Genomic DNA, 18,644 nt, shown 5'->3' with positions numbered 1-18,644 from the left:
TGATTTTACATGATTCCTTTGATTCGTATATGCTGCAAAAGCATAATGGTCTTAGCATCTTTGATTTCTCCTCTATCAATCATTTTCAGAGCTTCCTCAAAAGATAATTCAAGTACTTCTATATTTTCACCTTCCTCTTCCAATCCTCCGCCGTCATTAATTTTCATTTCGTTGGAATATTCTGCGATAAAGAAATAAAGGATTTCCGTAACCGATCCCGGCGACATATAAGCTTCAAATATCTTTTCAACTTTGGAAATTTTATACCCGGTTTCTTCTTCCGTTTCCCGTTTTATACAGTCTTCCGGATTATCATTATCCAAAAGCCCTGCACAGGCTTCAATAAGCATTCCCGTATCATTTCCGTTGATATAAGTTGGTAACCGGAATTGTCTGGTAAGAATAACCGTGTTTGAAAGTTTGTTGTAAAGGAGAATAACCGCTCCGTTTCCACGATCGTAAGCTTCTCTGCTTTGGGTTTCTGTGATTCCGTCCTTTTTTGTAACAGAATAGGTGACTTTGTTTAAAGTATACCAGTTGTCTGAAAGGATTTCTGTCTGAAGGATGTTTATATCAGGATTATGCATTGGGAATATCTTCTATGGTATAATAAATGGTCAGGCCTCTTTCTCTGGCTATTCTTACATCCTCATCAGCTCCTTTTGATGCTCCTTCTATACGCAGCACTGCATCACATTTTTCCAGAAGGGCATGAGCTACAGGATACTGTATTTCCTGCCATGCTTCATCACCTATTTGGGTAGAACCGGCAAGGTTGATCAATGGCAAAGCAACCCATTCTCCGATAATAGGAATGTGCCCCTTTCTAAAGATGGGAAGAGCAACGGCTTCAAGATTGTGAAGATTCTGCTGAATAAGCTGCGGATCATCATTCGTTCCGCTGCGGTAAGGGCCTGCAATAAGTATAAACATGATTTTTTTTGGTAAAATAACAGAACTTTCAGGATAAAAAAAATAATATAGCTTAAGAGAAACTGTTTTTTTGTTTGGATTTTATAAGACTTAAAAACTCTGGGGTAATGCCTAAATAAGAAGCAATTTGCTTTTGCTTAATACGTTTTACCGCTTCAGGGTATTTCTGTAGAAAGTTATAATAACGTTCTTCTGCAGGTAAAGAAAGATTTTCAATCGTTCGGAGCTGTTCTCTGATGTAAGCGTTCTGCATCATGATCCGGAAAAACCGTTCAAATTTCGGAACTTGGAGATAAAGTTCATCAAGATGATCTTTCTGAAGTTGCAAAATACTGCTTTCTTCCAACGCTTCAATATTCAGCATAGCAGGTTTTTGATTGATAAAGCAGTACATATCAGTGATCCACCAATCAGAAACAGCAAACATAATGGTAGATTCTTTTCCTGTGGTATCCATATGAAAAGCTCTCAAAATCCCAGTCTGAACAAAATTGATCTCTTTACAGGCTTGCTGCTGCTGTAAAATCAGTTCTTTCTTAGCTACCTTTTTTTCTTTTATTAAGGAGAGAAAATAAGATTTCTCCTGACTGGTAAGTGAAATATGCCTGGAAATGTTTTTTAGGATTAAAAGTTCTTCCCCCATTCTCTTATTGCTTCTTTAATAGATCTACTAAAGCCTCATTAAGTTCCGGAAACTTAAAATGAAACCCTGCATCCTGAAGTTTTTGTGAAGAAGCTTTGGAACCTTCTAGTATAGCTGTAGCCAGTTCTCCGAATATCAGTTTTAAAACAAATCCGGGAACATTGGGCATGAATAAAGGTTTTCCAAGTACTTTGGCAATTTTTTTTGTGAGATCTTTATTAGTCGCATGTTGTGGAGAAACAGCATTATAAGCTCCATCCATTGTGGAATTTTTTAAAGCAAGTTCATAAACAGAACAGATATCTTCAACATGAATCCATGGCATATATTGCTGGCCGCTTCCTAAAGGTGATCCTATATAATATTGAATAGGAGGTACCATTTTCTTTAAAGCCCCATCTTTTTCGGAAAGCACAACAGCAGTTCGTATTTTAACTACTCTTTCTGCCAGATCCTGTTCTTTGAAATCGTCTGCAGCTCTTTCCCATAAAACGACAACTTCACTTAAAAAGTCATTGCCTGGAGGATCATTTTCAGTATAGATTTTTTCTGAAGTTTCAGTACCGTAAAAATTAATTCCTGAAGCCGAAATTAAAGATTTAAGTTTTATTTTATGTTTTTTTAAAGCAGTACGAAGTAATTCCGCTGAATCAACACGGCTCGAGATCAACTCTCTTTTTCTTTCCGGTGTCCAGCGCTTTTCTGAAATGTTGGCACCGGCAAGATGAATGATGTGAGAGACATTCTCCAGAGCAGCTTCATCTATACTTCCTTTTCTGATATCCCATTCATACTCATGATCATGTTCTTTTTTTCGGGTCAGAAACCTGATTTCGTATTCCCTGCCTATCTTTTTGGCCAGTTCTTTGGCGATCATGCCACTGGCTCCGGTGATCAGAACAACTTCTTTCATAATATTTTATTTAAGGTGTGCGGGTTATGCCTGATTCTTTACAATCAGTACAAAATCATCTTCCAGAAGTTTATAGCCGTAGTCGTAAATAAACTTGTATTCAGAACCATTTTTATAAACTTTCAGATTGGTAAAATAATCAAAATCAAAACCTAAGCCATCCAGTCTGGATCTGGGCACTTTTGTTTTGCCATCAGTATTGATTTCCATCAGGATACGGTAATTCTTGCGGAGTTTGTTGTTCACATTTCGCATCAGGTTACTAGAATCCTTATTTTGCTTATTATTATAGGCGTTTCGGCAGGCATCGTTGCAAAACTTCTTATCAGACCTCCCGATGATTTTTTCGCCACATTCCAGACAATTCATCTTCTTATTTTTTTATTTTGTGGGGATGTGTATGTCTTTTTCGTAACAGCCTCATGAATCTGCTGTGGGTAGGATAACTTCTGTTAGGAGTAATATTATTAAAGAACAAAGCTACCAGCAGCAGAATGATACACCCGGAAAGAACAGGGGAGATGACATACCAATATCCCAATTCCGGAATTTTACCCGTAGAACTTACAGCAATCAGGGCTGTAGCACCACCTGGCGGATGCAGAGTTTTGGTATACTGCATCAAGACAATAGAAAAAGCTACTGCCAAAGGAGCCGAAAGCCAGATGGTATCCGGAACAAACTGATAGACCGTAACGCCTACCAATGCCGACAGTACATGTCCGCCTACAAGATTTCTGGGTTGTGCCAGCGGACTTTGTATAGCCCCATAAATAAGAACACTTGAAGCCCCAAAAGAACCGATCAGAAATATGTTCTCAGTTTCCATTAACGAATGAGACTGGATAAATGCTATGATCCCAATTCCGAAAAAAGCACCCAAAAATGACCAGATATGCTCTTTGTAATCAACAAGCGTTTCTTTATAGATCACATATTTGGAAACTCTGAATGTTCTTTTTATACTGTTCTTCATTTAGTCTTCTTTATTTTTTATAATTTGAATTAAATTTTCTACAAATGGCTGTGTATACGTTCCGTTTTCATCATAATCAGGATCTAAAATAGTAATCTCTATCCCAAAACACAACGGACTTTCAAATAAAGGTTCCAGCATTTCTCTGAGATTATCATAGCTGATTCCGTCTTCCATTCTGCTGTCTACAGCCGGCATGAGCTCATCTTTCAGAATATCTACATCAAAATGAATGAAAAAGCCATCCAAGCCTTTATCATTCATCATTTTCAAGAAGTCTTCTGCCGTTTTTCTGAAACTATTCTCTCTGAGGCGGTAAAGATCATAATAATGAATATTGGAATTGATGATTTGGTTAACATATTCTTCATCATCTGTTTCTGCATTTCCGCAGCAGAAGATATTTTCTTCAGCTAAATAAGGCTTTAAACCATCAATATTGGTCAGTTTCTCATGTCCGGTTCCGGTAATGATGGCGAGATCCATTCCTGCAGCACCTCCGGTTTCCGAAAGTTCCGGTGGAATAAAATCTGTGTGGCCGTCAAGATAAAAGAGTCCAAAGCTTCCCAGTTTTTTCAAAGCAACAGCATTTCCAATCAGAATGCTGCAATCACCACCCAGGATAATATTAAATGTATTCTTTTCGTAATTCTTTAGAATATAGTCAGCCTGCTTTTGGGCATATTCAATAATGAGATCTGCATTTCTGACATTTGACTCCTCATCAAGATCCATGGAATATTCCGGAGCATCAAGTCTGAAAACGTTGGCAGGAGCAATTCTACGATGAAAATCAAATTTCCTGAGCCAGTCCGGAAGTTTTCGAACCCCGGGTTCTGTCTCATGTTCCTTTTTTGTAAGTCCCAAATTGAGAGGAAACTCAAAAATATTGATATTCCTTTTCATAGATGAATTTTCACAAAGATACGGAATTATCCGTTTGTAAATGGATAGGATTTGAATGATATAATAATACTAAAAGTCATACTACTTCAAAAAAAACCTTGGCAATACATCTATCTTCAATATTTTTTTGAAGAAGAAAAATATTTTAGGATACAGTTTTCTATCGTTTAATTTTTACTTTAAAAGTGATGATTATTGTTTTTTAAGCTTAGTGAATATTGCTTTATCCAGAATTCTATTTATTTTATTATCCATTTTTAAACGACTACAAACGGATTTAAATAGTTTCTAACCGACTGAGGATGGATAACATCGCAATCTTTGCAACAGAGATTTGAGAAAAACAGTGAACGTCTCTTATCTAAATTATTAATCTTTAAAATCTAAAAGTTATGTCACTAAGAAACAAAGTAACATTAATTGGTTACACAGGAAAAGAAGTTGAAATGGTAAACTTCGATAACGGAAATGTAAAAGCAAGCGTATCCTTAGCAACAAGCGATCATTACACCAATGCCAAAGGAGAAAAAGTAGAAGAAACGCAATGGCACAATCTTATTGCTTTTGGGAAAACAGCAGAAATTTTTGAGAAGTATGTTTCCAAGGGAAAAGAAATTGCCATAGAAGGAAAGCTTATCTATAGATCATACGATGATAAAGACGGAGTGAAGCGCTATATCTCAGAAATTCGTGTGGATGAGATCCTATTATTAGGAGGAAAATAATTCTAAAAACACAAATGATGAAAGTAAAAGTTTTTAAAATCAGGCTTCCGGAAGAATTTCTGTACAAAGATCAGAAAATGCTGGATGATTTCCTGGAAGCCAATGAGATTATGAAAGTAGAAACAGCTTTTGTAAGTGAAGAACGATATTGGTCTGTAATATTGTATTTTGAAGATCTGAAACTGACAAAAAATACAGTTAAAGAACCCAAAGCAGTTAAATATTCTGCAGAGAATGATTTCTTGAATACAGATGAAGAAAAGATATTGGATGCTCTGAAACTCTGGCGATCAGAAAAAGCAAGGGAACAGAATCTTCCCACTTATTTCATCGCCAGCAATAAAGAGCTGATATCTGTAGCTAAGTATAAACCTGCCAAAAAAGAAGAATTGCTAGAGATCAAAGGGTTTGGAAAGCATAAGATTGAAAACTATGGTGAAGAGATTCTTGAAATTCTTGAAAGTGTCTGATTTTTCAGAATAATTGATTACACAACAGCAAAAAGCTGGTGAATATTGTTTCTTCAGCTTTTATGCTGTGTAAAGTCCGTGCAATTCCGTACTTTTGCATTTATCAAAATGACATACAAAAAATGAAGCCAAGTTTAGCAAAAGGGACGAGAGATTTTACGGCACAGGAAGTTTCCAGAAGAAAATATATCATCAATATTTTACAGAATAATTTTGAATTATTCGGGTTTCAGCCATTGGAAACTCCAAGTTTTGAAAATCTTTCTACACTGACAGGGAAATACGGAGAAGAAGGAGATCGTTTGATCTTTAAGATTTTAAATTCAGGAGATTATACTTCTGAAACCAATCAGGAAGACTGGGATAATAAAAACCATCAAAAGCTTGTTTCTCAAATTTCAGAAAAAGCTCTTCGTTATGATCTTACTGTACCTTTTGCAAGATTTGTGGCGATGAATCATGGAAAGTTGACATTTCCATTCAAACGTTTTCAGATCCAACCGGTTTGGAGAGCCGACAGACCTCAGAAAGGAAGATACAGAGAATTTTATCAGTGTGATGCAGATGTGGTAGGAAGTGAAAGCTTATTGCAGGAAGTAGAGCTGGTTCAGTTGTATTTAAAATCTTTTGCAGACCTGAAAGTTCCTGTTACGATTCATATGAACAACAGGAAAATCCTTTCCGGATTGGCAGAATATGCAGGAATCACAGATAAGCTGATTGACTTTACTGTTGCATTAGATAAGCTGGATAAAGTCGGTAAAGAAGGCGTTGTAAAAGAATTACTGGAAAGAGAAATTTCTCAGGAATCTATTGATAAGCTGGATTTCCTGTTCAGCCAGTCTGACGATGCATTGGAAAACCTTCTTCAACTAAAGGAAAAATTTGCAGGAAATGAAATCGGTCTGAAAGGTGTAGAAGAACTTGAATATGTTCTTACACAGTCTCTGAGCCTTGGAGTTGATATGCAAAATCTTGTATTCAATATTACCCTTGCAAGAGGAATAGATTATTATACAGGTGCTATCTTTGAAGTGAAAGCAGATGAGGTTGCTATGGGATCCATCGGTGGTGGAGGTAGATATGATAACCTTACAGAAGTTTTTGGAGTTAAAAATATTCCGGGAATAGGAATTTCATTCGGATTAGACAGAATTTATCTGGTTATGGAAGAACTGAATCTTTTCCCTGAAGAAGCATCATCTAAGATTGAATATTTGTTTGCTAATTCTGGAGGAGAAGAAACAATAGAAGCTTTAAAACTGATCATGCAGCTAAGAGCAAAAGGAATTTCTGCTGAATTGTATCCTGAAAATGCAAAAATCAATAAGCAGTTTACTTACGCAGAAAAGAAAGGGATAAAGAATCTTGTTTTCCTGGGTGAAGAAGAAATTAAAAATAATACAGTTACCTATAAGGATCTTGAAGCTGGAGAAAAGAAAACAGTTTCTTTAGAAGAATTCTTAGGATCATAATATTGACAAAACTACCAAATCGATTTTATCATTTGGTTTTGGAATATATCAAAGAAAAACAACCACAAAAGCTTTTTTGTGGTTGTTTTTCTTTGATGGGTGTTAAGATTTAAATATTTTTGACCTTTACAATCGGTTCAGAATTTGTAATTTGGATCGATGTATATAATCAGAGCGAAAATTATGCTCTGAATTGATTAAAAACTTTTAAACATAAAAACCAGATGAACATTATTTGCGCATTGTGCGGAACACCGCTAACGGCAACAGATATGTCTGTAGGTAAAAACAAACTTGCTGACGGTGGTTATTTGTGTGCCGGATGCTTTACCAAAGCCGTTACTATCAACAGAGACCTTATCCATAATCTTGATCAGTTTTATTTTGCAGAAATTACAGGAATGATTTTGAAAAGTAAAATTGATGCAGACCAGAATCCCGGAGGCTCTCAATATACCGGAAACAACCATTACGAATATGATGCCCCTACCAGACTGGATGAAATAAAAGATCAGATTGTTGCTCTTAATGCAAGACTGAGCGTTCTTGCTAATGAAGAAGTGAATGAATTGGCGAATGTTCTGGACGGAGATGAAAAATTGCTGGCTATTGCAGAAGGAATTGATCTTCAGAGTAACAGGGAAGGAATTATATTTTCGACACAGAAAAGAGTCGCTTTTATTGATAAAAAGTTTCTGGGCGGAGTAGTAAAAAATGAATTTTTCCTTCAGGATATTTCTTCCATTGATCATATTGAAAATCTCTTATATTCAATTCTGAAAATCAATACTTATAGAGGTGATGCACAATTTAAGCTGCATAATAAAAACGATGGAAGAGCATTTTCCAATGTCAAAAATAAAGTTACAAACTATTCTGAAAACGAATTGAAAAGGCATTCAAGTCCATTGCATGCATTTTCCCAGACAATTCCGGATTTGGTTCAGGAAAATGTTTACTCTACAGATAAAGGAGATTCCGGAGCTATTTTTGAGCAGTTGGAAAAACTGGGTAAACTAAGAGAGATTGGAGTGCTGACAGAGGCTGAATTTGCCGAACAAAAGAAAAAATTACTTGATAAATTATAAAAAAGAAAAAATGAGTAATAACTGTGCATTGTGTAAAACAGAATTGACCTCTATGGATACGCTTTTGGGAGCTAATAAGCTTTCAGATGGAAATGTTTTATGCAATAAATGTTTGAATGAAACGAGCAATATCAATGAAGAATTGCTATACAATCTCAATAAATTCAGTATTGATGATATTAATGAAATGCTGAAAACAGAGAAAAAGGAACAGGTTCTGCCAGTAGCATTGGCAAGTCAAAGTCTTCCTGTAACGATAGATTCTGATTCAAACCAAATTTCAAAAGAAGTTTACAAAAGGAGACAGCGCAAAATAAAATTTGAACTGGAAAAGCTGAATGCCAACCTTTCTATGTTTACCAAAGGAGAAATCAAAGAACTTCCTTATTTGATTTCCGAGGAGGAACAAATCATTGCCATTACAGATGCGCAGTTTGTCAATACATTGGATGCCGGAGTATTGGTGGCAACCCCCAAAAGGATGATTTCTGTATCAAAAGGTATGTTTGGGGCAGCAAAGATTAATGATTACCGTAATGAAATTATAAAGTCGGTAAGCTTTGTTACAGATCCAAGATCTCCAATCATTAAACTGTATTTGGACGAAAGGGTAGTTGAGTTTGAATGTTATATGGATAAGGAAGACGCTGAGAAGTTCTATGACACCATAAAAACCATTTATAATAATCCTAAGGAACAATCTCCGAAACAGATTGATACTTTGGGCAAAAGTGTTTCAGTATCATCAGAAGAAATTTTTAATCAGCTTGAGAAATTAGGAAAACTGAGAGAAAATGGAATCTTAACTGATGCAGAATTTGCAGAACAGAAAAAGAAGCTGCTGGAGCAGTTGAAATAAAACTTTTAATACCAAATCATGAAAGACAAAGTATCAGCAGAAATCGTAGAAAACTGGCTTAAAGGATGGTGTTTATCAAGAGAAGTCTCTTTTCCTGTTCAGTATAAATCCGGATTCCATGTGATGGTAGGTGATGAAAAACAAAAAGAACGTTTTGTATTTCATCAACTTAATGATGATTTTTTCGAACTTGCAGATTCAATTGATGAACCCTGGGTTTATCTCAAAGTATCTACTTCTCCTGATGAATTTATGGAAAAAATTCCTGAAAAATGGAAACTGCAGCCACAGGGATATTTGATGACCTGTTTTCACCCGATGAATTTCCCGGAAATCAGCCTTGCAGAAGGATATCACTTAGAGTTTTCTGAGTATAATACCACTTTTGTTGTCAGGATTGTAGCAGAGAATGGTGAGCAGGCTTCTATAGGCCGTGTCTCTCTTATCAATGGTGTGGCAATATATGACAGGATTATTACCGAAAAAAATCATCAAAGGAAGGGGCTTGCTTCTTTTTTATTGAAAGAACTTGAGAAGATAGCCTTATCTAAAGGATTTTCAAATAATCTTTTAGTAGCAACAGAAGAAGGAAAGCTGTTGTATGAAAATTTAGGCTGGGAAATATACGCTTTGCATTCCTCAATTGTCATTCCTGGGGAAGAAAAATAAAATATTTAAAAATTTGATTTATGAAAAAAAAATATATACTTCTTTTTACCATAGCATTTCTCAATGGCAATGCTCAGATGATGCCACCACCCGCGTCACCCGCTCAGCAGGTAGAAGAGTTGAAACCTTCAGATAATATAAAGCTATATGATATCAATGAAATTCCGGATAAAATTTTTGCATGGAATGTTAAAGTACTTGATATAAACTGTGGACCTAATTTTACAATAATCCCTGGGAAAATAGGAAACCTGAAAGAATTAGAGTCATTTTCATTAAAAGGCGGAGATGCAGTCAGATTACCTAAAGAATTTGGAAACCTCGGAAACTTAAAGTATCTATATATTAATTCTAATAAGTTTACAGAGATTCAACCCGAAATTCTAAAAATAAAAAAATTAGAATTTTTAGATTTTCAAAGCTATAAATTAGACAGTTTTCCTGGTGACCTTGGAAATTTGATTAACTTAAAGCAGTTAACAATATCTAAAAGACTTTTTTTTGGAGGGGCAATTACTAATGATAACCAAGTGTTTAAAGAATTGGTTTTACCAGCTTCAATAGGTAAACTCAATAAACTTGAGAAGTTAAACCTCCCATCCAATAGGTTAAAAAAATTACCTGCTGAAATAGGTAATCTTGAAAATTTGAAGGAGCTTGATTTATCAAATAATTTATTGGAAAATCTTTCTTCTTCTGTCTCAAAGCTTAAAAACCTGAAATCTATTTTATTAAATACGAACAGTTTTAAAATTTTTCCTAATGAATTATATGAAATACCTAATTTGGAAAATATAGATCTGAGTCGGAATAATATTACCTTAATTTCTCCAGGAATACAGAAATTAGAAAAAATAAAATACTTAAATCTGGCCAATTGTAAACTTTCACAGCAATCATTATCGGAAATTTATAAATTAGAGAGCTTGGTGACTTTACAACTTGAAGATAATCAGTTAGAGGACATTCCACCAGGAATAGATAAACTGAAAAACTTGGAAGTCTTAACAATCTGGGGAAATAATATCTCTCCGGAAAATATGATAAAAATAAAGAAGATACTGCCTCGTACTTCAGTTGTGGAGAAAAAGCCTTATCAGTAAATACTTTTCAAGAATAAATAAAAAATCATGGAATCCAAAAATATAACCGTATTTGAGGTCAGATTTCTACTTTGTAGAGGGATTTTAAAAAGAAATACTAATTTAGTTCCATAACTATAACTATGAAAGAAAAATCAAGACTTGACGAAATAAGAGAGGAACTTAAAAAACTGGATATCAGTCCTACGATATTTGCCAGAAAAGAAATTCATGAGCTGCCGGACATTCTTTCAGCGGACGAAAAAATAGTCTATCTCGTTGAAGGCAGAAATAAAACAAACAATCATCATATCATTTTAGTAGCTACGGACAGAAGATTGATCTTTGTAGATAAGGAATTCATGTACGGATTGAAAGTAGAAGACTTTTCTTACAGCAAAATAAGTTCAATACAATATGAAACGGCAGTATTGCTGGCTTCTATAGATATTCAGGTAACTGATGATATCGTAGAAATAGACGGAGTAGGAAAGTACCATGCTGAGCTTTTTTGTGAAAAGGTAAGAGATTTTATGTCCCGTCCCGAAGTACCCACTCAGAATACACCTGAACCGAGCATTTTAGACCAGCTCGAACAATTGGGAAGATTAAAAGAATCCGGAGTTGTAAGTGAAGAAGAATTTCTTGACCAAAAGAAAAAGCTCATGGATAAATTATGATCCCTATCTAGAGGAGCTTTAATGAAAAGCATAACTAATACTATTTTAAACTAAAACTATGGAAAATTACTTAGAAATTAATAAAAACTCATGGAATGCAAAGGTAGAGCCGCATTTGAAATCGGATTTCTACTTTGTAGATGAATTTTTAAATGGGAGAAGCTCACTCAATTCAATAGAACTGGAGCTTCTTGGAGATATACAAGGAAAGAGTATTTTGCACTTACAATGTCATTTTGGGCAGGATTCTATTTCTCTTTCAAGAATGGGTGCAAAAGTGACAGGAATAGATTTGTCAGATAAGGCTATTGAAGCAGGAAAAGATTTAGCTCAGCAATGTAAAACTGATACGGAATTTATCTGCTCAGATGTCTATACTTTGCCAGATGTTCTGGATAGAAAATTTGACATCGTTTATACAAGCTACGGTACCATAGGATGGCTTCCCGATCTTGAAAAATGGGCGGGTGTTATCAATCATTTTCTAAAACCTGGAGGGCAATTTATTATGGCAGAATTCCACCCGGTTGTTTGGATGTTTGACGATGACTTTACAAAAGTGACTTACAACTATTTTAATGAAAAGCCGATAGTAGAAACTTATGAAGGAACCTATGCGGATCAGACTGCACCTATCGTACAGGAATATATAATGTGGAATCACTCATTATCAGAAGTTCTTGACAATCTGATTAAAAAGGATATCAGTATCAACACTATTCGGGAATTTGACTGGTCGCCATATCCATGTTTCAGTCATGTGGATGAATTTGAAAAAGGAAAATGGAGAATTCCACAGTTTGGAAATAAAATCCCGCTGGTTTACGCTTTGGCAGCCCAGAAAAAATAAAAATGCAATTGAAACTTATCGAAAATAAAAAGTCATCGTAATCTTGATTACGATGACTTTTTCTATATATGAATGTTAAAAAAACTGCTTTTGTTTAGCTTAGAGAATCTTCAGCCTTTGTCTTTACTTCGTCCACTTTATTCTGAACCTGGGAAGCAACGTCATTGGCTTTTGTTTTAAGGTCATTTCCCCACTTGTTAAGATTATCTTTCGCAGTATTGATTTTATCTTTTACCGCTTGTTGATCTTCAGGGCTTGAATTCTTATATTTCCAATAAGCTAATGCACCTAAACCTAATAAAGCTAATATACCTTTTGTTTTGTTTCCCATGATTTCTATTTTTTTTATGTATTAATATTAAAATTTGTTATTACTAATAATGTAAAATACGTGCCAAAAAAATAAATTGAGTTATAAAAAAATGTTAAATTTAAGAGAAGGCTTCAAGTTTTTCACCATCAAAACTGGCGAAAACCATAGTAGGATAAGAATCCTGATGGTAAAGATTTCCGTCTTTATCAATAGCAATAGCTCCTGCGAATCCATCAATGGTTTTAAGTTCATCAAAGGTCTTGTTGAAAGCCTGCTGAAGACTCATCCCATCTGTAACCCTTGTTACAATTTTTGTGGCAGTAGCATTGCTGACAATATCTTCTCCCACACCGGTACAGCTTACAGCACAGAAGGCATTGGCATAATTTCCGGCCACTGTGGCAGAATCTGAAATTCTTCCCGGAATCTCAAACCCTTTTCCACCTGTAGACGTAGCAACAGCCAGTTTTCCATCAAGGTCAATGGCTACACAGCCTACTGTTCCTTTACCTCCGTTGGCCAGTTTGGCTTCATATTCACTTCTTCTCTGAGGAATTTCTGTTGAAAAATTATCAAAACCATGTTCCGAAGCGTAGATTTTTGCACCGTGACCTCCCAAAACCCTGTCGTCTTCATTAATAAGATCTTTGGCAACAAAAACAGGGTTCTTTACATCCTGAATATTGATGACTCCGCTTAACTTTTGAGTGTCTCCGTTCATAATAGCAGCACTCATACGGATAACACCATCACTCTGAATCTGAGAACCGATTCCCGCATTGTATAACGGATCGTCCTCCAATAGTGAAACGGCATAGGCAACAGTATCAAAAGCCGAATGGGTCTTAAGATAATCAAATGCTTTTTGGGCAATTTCTTTTAAAGAATTCTGTTTTGCTGTTTTTACTTCATGGCTTTGGTCGCTTTCTGAGAAAAAACCGCCGTGGATAATGATTTTCATAAATATAGATGATCGTTGATAAATGTATTCGTCTACGAAGTTAATTTATAAATTCTAATTAAACATCAGACTTTAAACAAAAAAAATGAAACCAAGGTTCCATTTTTATAATGATCAGTAATATTTTTGATTATCAACTATCAACTAAGCTATTTATCCTGTGGTATAGGATTAAACTGAGAATTCTCAATAGTTAATGTCTTCGTCGTAAGATCATAGTGGTCATTCATAGACATTACATGTACCGTTAAATTATCAATAGAGATAGGTTCTCCAAGATTGATATTCGTAAGGTTGGTATCTTTAATGAACCTTCCGTCTACCAAAATTACAAGTCCTGAACCTACAGCAGTCATCACATCATTATGGATGAAAAGTCCCGTATCTTCTCCAAGACCTATTCCCAGTGTTCTCGGATTGTTGACTACCGCCTGGAAAAGACGCCCGATTCTGCCACGCTGTACAAAGTGTGTATCAATAATAACATTATCAATAAGTCCTAATCCCTGGGTAGTTTTGATTTCTCCTTTTAAAAGTGCTTCAGAACTGCTTCCCTGATAGATCATATTTTCAGAGGCTGCTGCAGCTCCTGCAGAAGTTCCGGAATAAATAAAATCCTGCTCCTGGTATTTTAATAAAATGGTATCATGGAATCTTGTTCCTCCAAGGATGGAAGTCAGTCTCAGCTGATCTCCTCCGGTAAACATCATGACATCAGCAGCGTTGGCTCTTGCCACCATCGCATCAGAATTGGCTTCTTCACGGTTGTGGATATCCAGAACATTTACATTTTTAGCACCTAGAAATTCAAATGCCTTTTTATATTCAGAACCCACAATCTGAGGGATTTGAGAGGCGGTTGTTACAATTTCAATAACAGAATCTTCCTTGAGTTTTGATTCGTTGATGATCTTCCTTAAGATCCCACGTTCAAAAAAATTAAGATTCTTTTCGATGTTTTGATCATAATCGGTTTCCGCAAAACTTCCTTTGTTTACAGCTCCTCCGATAACTATTAATTTTCCAACAGGCTTCGTCATGGTACAAAATTAAAAAATAATTAACATTCTTTGGCTAAATTCGTGCCATCTTTAGTTGATTTTTAATGTTTTAGGAATGTTAATTGAAATTAATTGTTTTTTAACAAATCTTTAAATTTGCTATGGTTTTGTTTTGGGTTTTACATTATCTTTGACTATGAAAGGAGTTATTGTTAACTGTTAAAATGCCAATAGACTATGAAAATCGAAAAGATTCAGGCACTACGCGGTCCAAACATCTGGAGCATCAGAAGAAAGAAGCTGATACAGATGAGGTTAGACTTAGAAGAAATGGAGAATTATCCTACCAATAAAATCGAAGGATTCAGGGAAAGGATTGAAAAATTAATACCCTCATTGATTACCCATCGATGCTCGGAAGGAGTGGAAGGTGGTTTTTTCCATAGAGTGGAAACAGGAACCTGGATGGGGCATGTTATTGAGCATATTGCTTTGGAAATACAGACCCTGGCAGGAATGGATGTAGGGTTTGGAAGAACCCGGGAAACAAAGACTCCGGGAGTGTATAATGTGGTTTTCAATTATATTGAAGAGAATGCGGGAATCTACGCTGCTGAAGAAGCAATGAAGATTACAGAAGCCCTGATAGAAGGGAAAGATTATGATTTGAATGCCTGTATTCATAGATTAAAAGAAATCAGAGAGCGTGTCCGTCTGGGACCGTCTACAGGAAGTATCGTAGAAGAAGCTGCTTCCAGAAGAATTCCTTGGATCAGATTGGGAACCAATTCTTTGGTACAGCTGGGTTACGGTGTAAACCAGCAAAGATTTCAGGCGACTATTACAGGAAAAACAAGTTCCATTGCCGTTGATATTGCCTGTAACAAAGAATTAACGAAAAGAATGCTTCATGATGCTGCTATTCCGGTACCAATTGGTGATTTGGTAGTAGACGAAGAAGGATTAAATGCTGTGATCCGGAAAATTGGCTATCCGATTGTGTTGAAACCTTTGGATGGAAATCACGGAAAAGGTTCTTCCATTAATGTGATCGAATGGGAGTCTGCTAAAATAGGTCTGGAACATGCCCAGAAATATTCCAGAAAAGTAATTGTTGAGAAATATATCACAGGCTACGATTTCCGTATTCTGGTGATCAATAATAAAATGGTGGCAGCGGCAAGAAGGGTTCCTGCCCATGTTGTAGGAGACGGGGAACTGAATCTTCAGCAGCTTATTGAAAAAGAAAACAAAGATCCGAGAAGAGGGTATGGGCATGAAAATGTCCTTACAGAGATTGAGGTAGATAAAGATACACTGGAACTTCTTGAAAAGCTTCAATATACGCTGGAAACTATTCCTCAAAGGGGAGAAGTGGTCTATCTAAAGTCAACGGCGAATCTTTCAACCGGAGGAACCTCCATTGATGTAACAGATATGGTGCATCCGGAGAATATCACGATGGCAGAAAGAGTCTCCAAAATTATCGGATTGGATGTCTGTGGTATTGATGTTATGGCACAGAACTTAACTCAGCCTTTAAAAGAAAGTGGCGGGGCTATTATTGAAGTCAATGCTGCGCCAGGTTTCAGAATGCACCTTGCTCCAAGTGAAGGACTGCCGAGAAACGTTGCTGCACCGGTGGTAGATATGCTTTATCCGCAAGGGAAACCTTTTACTATTCCAATTATCGCCGTAACGGGTACCAATGGGAAAACAACAACGACAAGACTTATTTCACATATTGTAAAAAGTAACGGCTACAGAGTAGGATTCACGACTTCGGACGGAATTTACATTCAAAATACAATGTTGACAAAAGGGGATACCACAGGACCACTTTCGGCAGAATTTATCTTGAAGGATCCTACGGTAGAATTTGCAGTATTGGAAACTGCCAGAGGTGGAATTTTACGTTCCGGACTTGGTTTTTCACAATGTGATATCGGGGTTTTGACCAATATTGAGGAAGACCATTTGGGAATGAATGATATTCACAACCTGAGAGATCTTACCAAAGTGAAGCGTGTAGTACTGGATAGCGTTAAAAAAAGTGGCTGGAGTGTATTGAATGCCGATAATGAATATTCTATGAAGATCGTAAATGATCTTGATTCTAATGTGGCCATTTTCAGTATGGATGAAAACAATCCCCATATTGTAAAATTTGCGAAAGAAGGAAAGATCACCTGCATATACGAAGAAGGATTTGTCACCATTAAAAAAGGAGACTGGAAAATCAGAATTGGAAAAGCCAAAGATTTCCCGATCACGATGGAAGGAAAAGCCAGATTCATGATTGAGAACGTATTGGCAGCCAGTTTGGCAAGTTACCTTTATGGTTTCGGGATTGAAGATATTTCTAACTCTTTGAGAACGTTTATTCCAAGTGCTCAGCTTACGCCGGGAAGATTGAATGTCTTTAAATTCAAAAACTTTAAGGTGTTGATCGACTTTGCTCATAATCCCTCAGGTTACGAAGCCATTGAAGACTATCTGAAAAATGTAGAGTCTACGAAGAAAATCGGAATTATTTCCGGTGTTGGAGACAGAAGAGATAGTGATATCAGAGAATGCGGAAAAATTGCGGGAAGAATGTTCGATTATATTATCATCCGAAATGAGAAACATCTTCGCGGAAGAACCGAAGAGGAAATCAACGGATTGATTATTGATGGTATTAATTCTGCAGGCAGAGACGTTAGTTATGAGATTATTCCTAAAGAGATTGAAGCTTTAAAGCATGCAATAGGAATGGCAGAAGAAGGAACCTTTATTACCGCTTTAAGTGATGTTATTTCCAATGCTATTGACCTGGTACAGGAATATCAGGCCAAGGAGCTGTTGGAAGACGATAAAAACGTGTAAGTACATCTTTATATAACTTATTAAATTGCAATACGGAACAAAAAACGTATTGCAATTTTTTTATCTATTGTGCTAGAATTTTGCAGGTTATAATTTTTAGCTGCTAGCTTACAAATATTTAATTCATTGTATTTACGAGTTCCGGTAGAGCCATGACTATACTACTTAATAAACTTCTCGTAAATCAAAACAAGCCATCCGATTCCATATGTCCAAGCAATAAATCCAATTAATTTCACTTGTGAATCTGGATTTTTGAAATAAGAGACAACTTTAATAAATTCTTTCATCTCTCTAAGATTCTATTGGACACTTTTTATTTACGGAAACCCGTAATGGATATTTTTTTATGTTAAATCTCTAATTGGAGAAGAATTGTTATATTTGATTCTAAACTAAAATCAAAACCATGAAAAATTTAAAGAAAATTTCTAAGGAGAAATTAAGAAGTATCAACGGAAAAGGGAAATGTCCTCCAGGTTGGCGTGATTGCCCTATGCCGTGGGGCGATGATAAAGTATGTATCCCGCATGATAACCAAATGGCATGTCCGGATTTATAAATACGATCCCTCATTGCGAGGGATTTTTTGTTACTGTATTTCAATTTGATATTTACTTTTAAGTATTTTCAACCAAGCTTTTTGAGCTCCTTCTCATGCTATATTGTTTTCTGATCAACTTTTATTAAGAAAGATAAATTCATAGGAGATTACAAGAATCAGAAAAAACAAAACCTCCGGAATTTCGGAGGTTTTGTTTTTTTATAAGTTTTCCCAGGTATTCTTAATTTTCTGCATTTTAACGAGATAAAAATACAAAGGGATTAATTCAAGCCTTAATGTGAAACTAATATTTGAGGAAGTAAAAGGAATAATAACCATCATGATGAAACAAATACCAATACCTATGATTGCATCAATTATTGCGGCCTGTACGGCCCATTTTTGTTCAAACCAAAGTCCATAGGCAACAATACCTTTATATAGAAACAGAAAAGATATTAAAAGTCCTATCATTGAATAGGGGTGGTTTGCTTTTATTCCATATAAGGATAAACTAATATGAGTTAAAAAAGAACCAGCTATCAATAAAATAGCAGCTATTGCTCCTCCAATTAAAAATAACCATAAGAAGATTTTAATCCACGTGGGTAGCAGGTTTCTTCTTCGGGTTAAAGTATTGTTTTCAAATTCAGCAAAAGCTGTTGACTTTTCGTCCATGTATTATAAG

22 protein-coding genes are annotated in these 18,644 nt (G+C 35.8%); 11 read left to right on the top strand and 11 right to left on the bottom strand.

Going from position 1 to position 18,644, the window contains the following annotated elements:
* Nucleotides 1-5 precede the first annotated feature (5 nt).
* Genes nudK through AC57AW_RS15460 form a run of 7 tightly spaced genes read right to left on the bottom strand, consistent with a single transcriptional unit; the run spans nucleotide 6 to nucleotide 4,371 of the window.
* Entirely contained in the window at nucleotides 6-587 is a 582-nt protein-coding gene (gene nudK, locus AC57AW_RS15490; protein WP_496352599.1) for a GDP-mannose pyrophosphatase NudK, read from the bottom strand.
* Nucleotides 580-933, bottom strand: coding sequence for a DUF4406 domain-containing protein (locus AC57AW_RS15485; protein ID WP_318845514.1), 354 nt, complete (start codon nucleotides 931-933; stop codon nucleotides 580-582). The genes nudK and AC57AW_RS15485 overlap by 8 nt, the downstream gene beginning before the upstream one ends.
* A 52-nt stretch (nucleotides 934-985) precedes the next feature.
* Nucleotides 986-1,576, bottom strand: coding sequence for a Crp/Fnr family transcriptional regulator (locus AC57AW_RS15480; protein ID WP_496352598.1), 591 nt, complete (start codon nucleotides 1,574-1,576; stop codon nucleotides 986-988).
* A gap of 4 nt (nucleotides 1,577-1,580) precedes the next feature.
* Complete coding sequence (locus tag AC57AW_RS15475) at nucleotides 1,581-2,489, bottom strand: TIGR01777 family oxidoreductase (protein WP_496352597.1); 909 nt, start codon at nucleotides 2,487-2,489, stop codon at nucleotides 1,581-1,583.
* Nucleotides 2,490-2,513: 24 nt separating this feature from the next.
* A complete protein-coding gene (locus AC57AW_RS15470; protein WP_496352596.1) occupies nucleotides 2,514-2,858 on the bottom strand; it encodes a hypothetical protein in 345 nt (114 codons plus the stop codon).
* Nucleotides 2,859-2,862: 4 nt separating this feature from the next.
* A complete protein-coding gene (locus AC57AW_RS15465; RefSeq protein ID WP_496352595.1) occupies nucleotides 2,863-3,465 on the bottom strand; it encodes an HPP family protein in 603 nt (200 codons plus the stop codon).
* Complete coding sequence (locus AC57AW_RS15460; protein WP_496352594.1) at nucleotides 3,466-4,371, bottom strand: arginase family protein; 906 nt, start codon at nucleotides 4,369-4,371, stop codon at nucleotides 3,466-3,468. It abuts the gene before it with no gap.
* Nucleotides 4,372-4,763: 392 nt separating this feature from the next.
* Here AC57AW_RS15460 and AC57AW_RS15455 point away from each other — a divergent pair, with 392 nt between their 5' ends.
* The 9 genes from AC57AW_RS15455 (at nucleotide 4,764) to AC57AW_RS15415 (ending at nucleotide 12,269) form a co-directional block, all read left to right on the top strand.
* Nucleotides 4,764-5,096, top strand: coding sequence for a single-stranded DNA-binding protein (locus AC57AW_RS15455; protein ID WP_496352593.1), 333 nt, complete (start codon nucleotides 4,764-4,766; stop codon nucleotides 5,094-5,096).
* A 14-nt stretch (nucleotides 5,097-5,110) separates the two neighbouring features.
* Nucleotides 5,111-5,566 (top strand): HRDC domain-containing protein, encoded by a 456-nt coding sequence (locus AC57AW_RS15450; protein ID WP_318845520.1) that lies wholly within the window; start codon nucleotides 5,111-5,113, stop codon nucleotides 5,564-5,566.
* Nucleotides 5,567-5,688: 122 nt separating this feature from the next.
* On the top strand, nucleotides 5,689-7,041 hold the full coding sequence (hisS, locus tag AC57AW_RS15445; RefSeq protein WP_496352592.1) for a histidine--tRNA ligase: 1,353 nt from the start codon (nucleotides 5,689-5,691) through the stop codon (nucleotides 7,039-7,041).
* A gap of 224 nt (nucleotides 7,042-7,265) precedes the next feature.
* Nucleotides 7,266-8,129 (top strand): PH domain-containing protein, encoded by an 864-nt coding sequence (locus AC57AW_RS15440; protein WP_496352591.1) that lies wholly within the window; start codon nucleotides 7,266-7,268, stop codon nucleotides 8,127-8,129.
* A gap of 10 nt (nucleotides 8,130-8,139) precedes the next feature.
* The gene (locus AC57AW_RS15435) at nucleotides 8,140-8,988 is read left to right on the top strand and encodes a PH domain-containing protein (protein ID WP_496352590.1); all 849 of its coding nucleotides are present in this window, start codon (nucleotides 8,140-8,142) and stop codon (nucleotides 8,986-8,988) included.
* 18 nt (nucleotides 8,989-9,006) lie between these two features.
* On the top strand, nucleotides 9,007-9,657 hold the full coding sequence (locus tag AC57AW_RS15430) for a GNAT family N-acetyltransferase (protein WP_496352589.1): 651 nt from the start codon (nucleotides 9,007-9,009) through the stop codon (nucleotides 9,655-9,657).
* Between the two features lie 20 nt (nucleotides 9,658-9,677).
* A complete protein-coding gene (locus AC57AW_RS15425; protein ID WP_496352588.1) occupies nucleotides 9,678-10,760 on the top strand; it encodes a leucine-rich repeat domain-containing protein in 1,083 nt (360 codons plus the stop codon).
* 122 nt (nucleotides 10,761-10,882) lie between these two features.
* Entirely contained in the window at nucleotides 10,883-11,419 is a 537-nt protein-coding gene (locus AC57AW_RS15420; RefSeq protein WP_496352587.1) for a PH domain-containing protein, read from the top strand.
* 58 nt (nucleotides 11,420-11,477) lie between these two features.
* On the top strand, nucleotides 11,478-12,269 hold the full coding sequence (locus AC57AW_RS15415) for a class I SAM-dependent methyltransferase (RefSeq protein WP_496352586.1): 792 nt from the start codon (nucleotides 11,478-11,480) through the stop codon (nucleotides 12,267-12,269).
* Between the two features lie 94 nt (nucleotides 12,270-12,363).
* Here AC57AW_RS15415 and AC57AW_RS15410 read toward each other — a convergent pair whose 3' ends face one another.
* The 3 genes from AC57AW_RS15410 to AC57AW_RS15400 all read right to left on the bottom strand — a co-directional run bounded on the left by AC57AW_RS15410 (nucleotide 12,364) and on the right by AC57AW_RS15400 (nucleotide 14,583).
* The gene (locus AC57AW_RS15410; protein WP_047425322.1) at nucleotides 12,364-12,600 is read right to left on the bottom strand and encodes a YtxH domain-containing protein; all 237 of its coding nucleotides are present in this window, start codon (nucleotides 12,598-12,600) and stop codon (nucleotides 12,364-12,366) included.
* A 100-nt stretch (nucleotides 12,601-12,700) separates the two neighbouring features.
* A complete protein-coding gene (locus AC57AW_RS15405) occupies nucleotides 12,701-13,543 on the bottom strand; it encodes an isoaspartyl peptidase/L-asparaginase (RefSeq protein ID WP_496352585.1) in 843 nt (280 codons plus the stop codon).
* Between the two features lie 149 nt (nucleotides 13,544-13,692).
* A complete protein-coding gene (locus tag AC57AW_RS15400) occupies nucleotides 13,693-14,583 on the bottom strand; it encodes a cyanophycinase (RefSeq protein ID WP_047374335.1) in 891 nt (296 codons plus the stop codon).
* 198 nt (nucleotides 14,584-14,781) lie between these two features.
* On the opposite strand from AC57AW_RS15400, the gene cphA reads away from it, so the two are divergent.
* Nucleotides 14,782-17,412 (top strand): cyanophycin synthetase, encoded by a 2,631-nt coding sequence (gene cphA, locus AC57AW_RS15395; RefSeq protein ID WP_496352584.1) that lies wholly within the window; start codon nucleotides 14,782-14,784, stop codon nucleotides 17,410-17,412.
* Nucleotides 17,413-17,821: 409 nt separating this feature from the next.
* Nucleotides 17,822-17,974: a bacteriocin-like protein gene (locus AC57AW_RS15390; protein WP_318845530.1), complete on the top strand. Its 153-nt coding sequence runs from the start codon at nucleotides 17,822-17,824 to the stop codon at nucleotides 17,972-17,974.
* A gap of 201 nt (nucleotides 17,975-18,175) precedes the next feature.
* Here the strand turns inward: AC57AW_RS15390 and AC57AW_RS15385 are convergent, their stop codons facing one another.
* Nucleotides 18,176-18,634 (bottom strand): hypothetical protein, encoded by a 459-nt coding sequence (locus AC57AW_RS15385; protein ID WP_496352583.1) that lies wholly within the window; start codon nucleotides 18,632-18,634, stop codon nucleotides 18,176-18,178.
* Between the last annotated feature and the right edge of the window lie 10 nt (nucleotides 18,635-18,644).

The organism is Chryseobacterium sp. BGA-UO-ETr-SB22 (assembly GCF_059567885.1).
This window is presented reverse-complemented; position numbering and strand designations above follow the sequence as displayed.

Bases quoted from the DNA above. Each gene is read 5' to 3' on its own strand.
- nudK (WP_496352599.1), bottom strand. From the start codon at position 587: ATGCATAATCCTGATATAAACATCCTTCAGACAGAAATCCTTTCAGAC.
- AC57AW_RS15485 (WP_318845514.1), bottom strand. From the start codon at position 933: ATGTTTATACTTATTGCAGGCCCTTACCGCAGCGGAACGAATGATGAT.
- AC57AW_RS15480 (WP_496352598.1), bottom strand. From the start codon at position 1,576: ATGGGGGAAGAACTTTTAATCCTAAAAAACATTTCCAGGCATATTTCA.
- AC57AW_RS15475 (WP_496352597.1), bottom strand. From the start codon at position 2,489: ATGAAAGAAGTTGTTCTGATCACCGGAGCCAGTGGCATGATCGCCAAA.
- AC57AW_RS15470 (WP_496352596.1), bottom strand. From the start codon at position 2,858: ATGAATTGTCTGGAATGTGGCGAAAAAATCATCGGGAGGTCTGATAAG.
- AC57AW_RS15465 (WP_496352595.1), bottom strand. From the start codon at position 3,465: ATGAAGAACAGTATAAAAAGAACATTCAGAGTTTCCAAATATGTGATC.
- AC57AW_RS15460 (WP_496352594.1), bottom strand. From the start codon at position 4,371: ATGAAAAGGAATATCAATATTTTTGAGTTTCCTCTCAATTTGGGACTT.
- AC57AW_RS15455 (WP_496352593.1), top strand. From the start codon at position 4,764: ATGTCACTAAGAAACAAAGTAACATTAATTGGTTACACAGGAAAAGAA.
- AC57AW_RS15450 (WP_318845520.1), top strand. From the start codon at position 5,111: ATGATGAAAGTAAAAGTTTTTAAAATCAGGCTTCCGGAAGAATTTCTG.
- hisS (WP_496352592.1), top strand. From the start codon at position 5,689: ATGAAGCCAAGTTTAGCAAAAGGGACGAGAGATTTTACGGCACAGGAA.
- AC57AW_RS15440 (WP_496352591.1), top strand. From the start codon at position 7,266: ATGAACATTATTTGCGCATTGTGCGGAACACCGCTAACGGCAACAGAT.
- AC57AW_RS15435 (WP_496352590.1), top strand. From the start codon at position 8,140: ATGAGTAATAACTGTGCATTGTGTAAAACAGAATTGACCTCTATGGAT.
- AC57AW_RS15430 (WP_496352589.1), top strand. From the start codon at position 9,007: ATGAAAGACAAAGTATCAGCAGAAATCGTAGAAAACTGGCTTAAAGGA.
- AC57AW_RS15425 (WP_496352588.1), top strand. From the start codon at position 9,678: ATGAAAAAAAAATATATACTTCTTTTTACCATAGCATTTCTCAATGGC.
- AC57AW_RS15420 (WP_496352587.1), top strand. From the start codon at position 10,883: ATGAAAGAAAAATCAAGACTTGACGAAATAAGAGAGGAACTTAAAAAA.
- AC57AW_RS15415 (WP_496352586.1), top strand. From the start codon at position 11,478: ATGGAAAATTACTTAGAAATTAATAAAAACTCATGGAATGCAAAGGTA.
- AC57AW_RS15410 (WP_047425322.1), bottom strand. From the start codon at position 12,600: ATGGGAAACAAAACAAAAGGTATATTAGCTTTATTAGGTTTAGGTGCA.
- AC57AW_RS15405 (WP_496352585.1), bottom strand. From the start codon at position 13,543: ATGAAAATCATTATCCACGGCGGTTTTTTCTCAGAAAGCGACCAAAGC.
- AC57AW_RS15400 (WP_047374335.1), bottom strand. From the start codon at position 14,583: ATGACGAAGCCTGTTGGAAAATTAATAGTTATCGGAGGAGCTGTAAAC.
- cphA (WP_496352584.1), top strand. From the start codon at position 14,782: ATGAAAATCGAAAAGATTCAGGCACTACGCGGTCCAAACATCTGGAGC.
- AC57AW_RS15390 (WP_318845530.1), top strand. From the start codon at position 17,822: ATGAAAAATTTAAAGAAAATTTCTAAGGAGAAATTAAGAAGTATCAAC.
- AC57AW_RS15385 (WP_496352583.1), bottom strand. From the start codon at position 18,634: ATGGACGAAAAGTCAACAGCTTTTGCTGAATTTGAAAACAATACTTTA.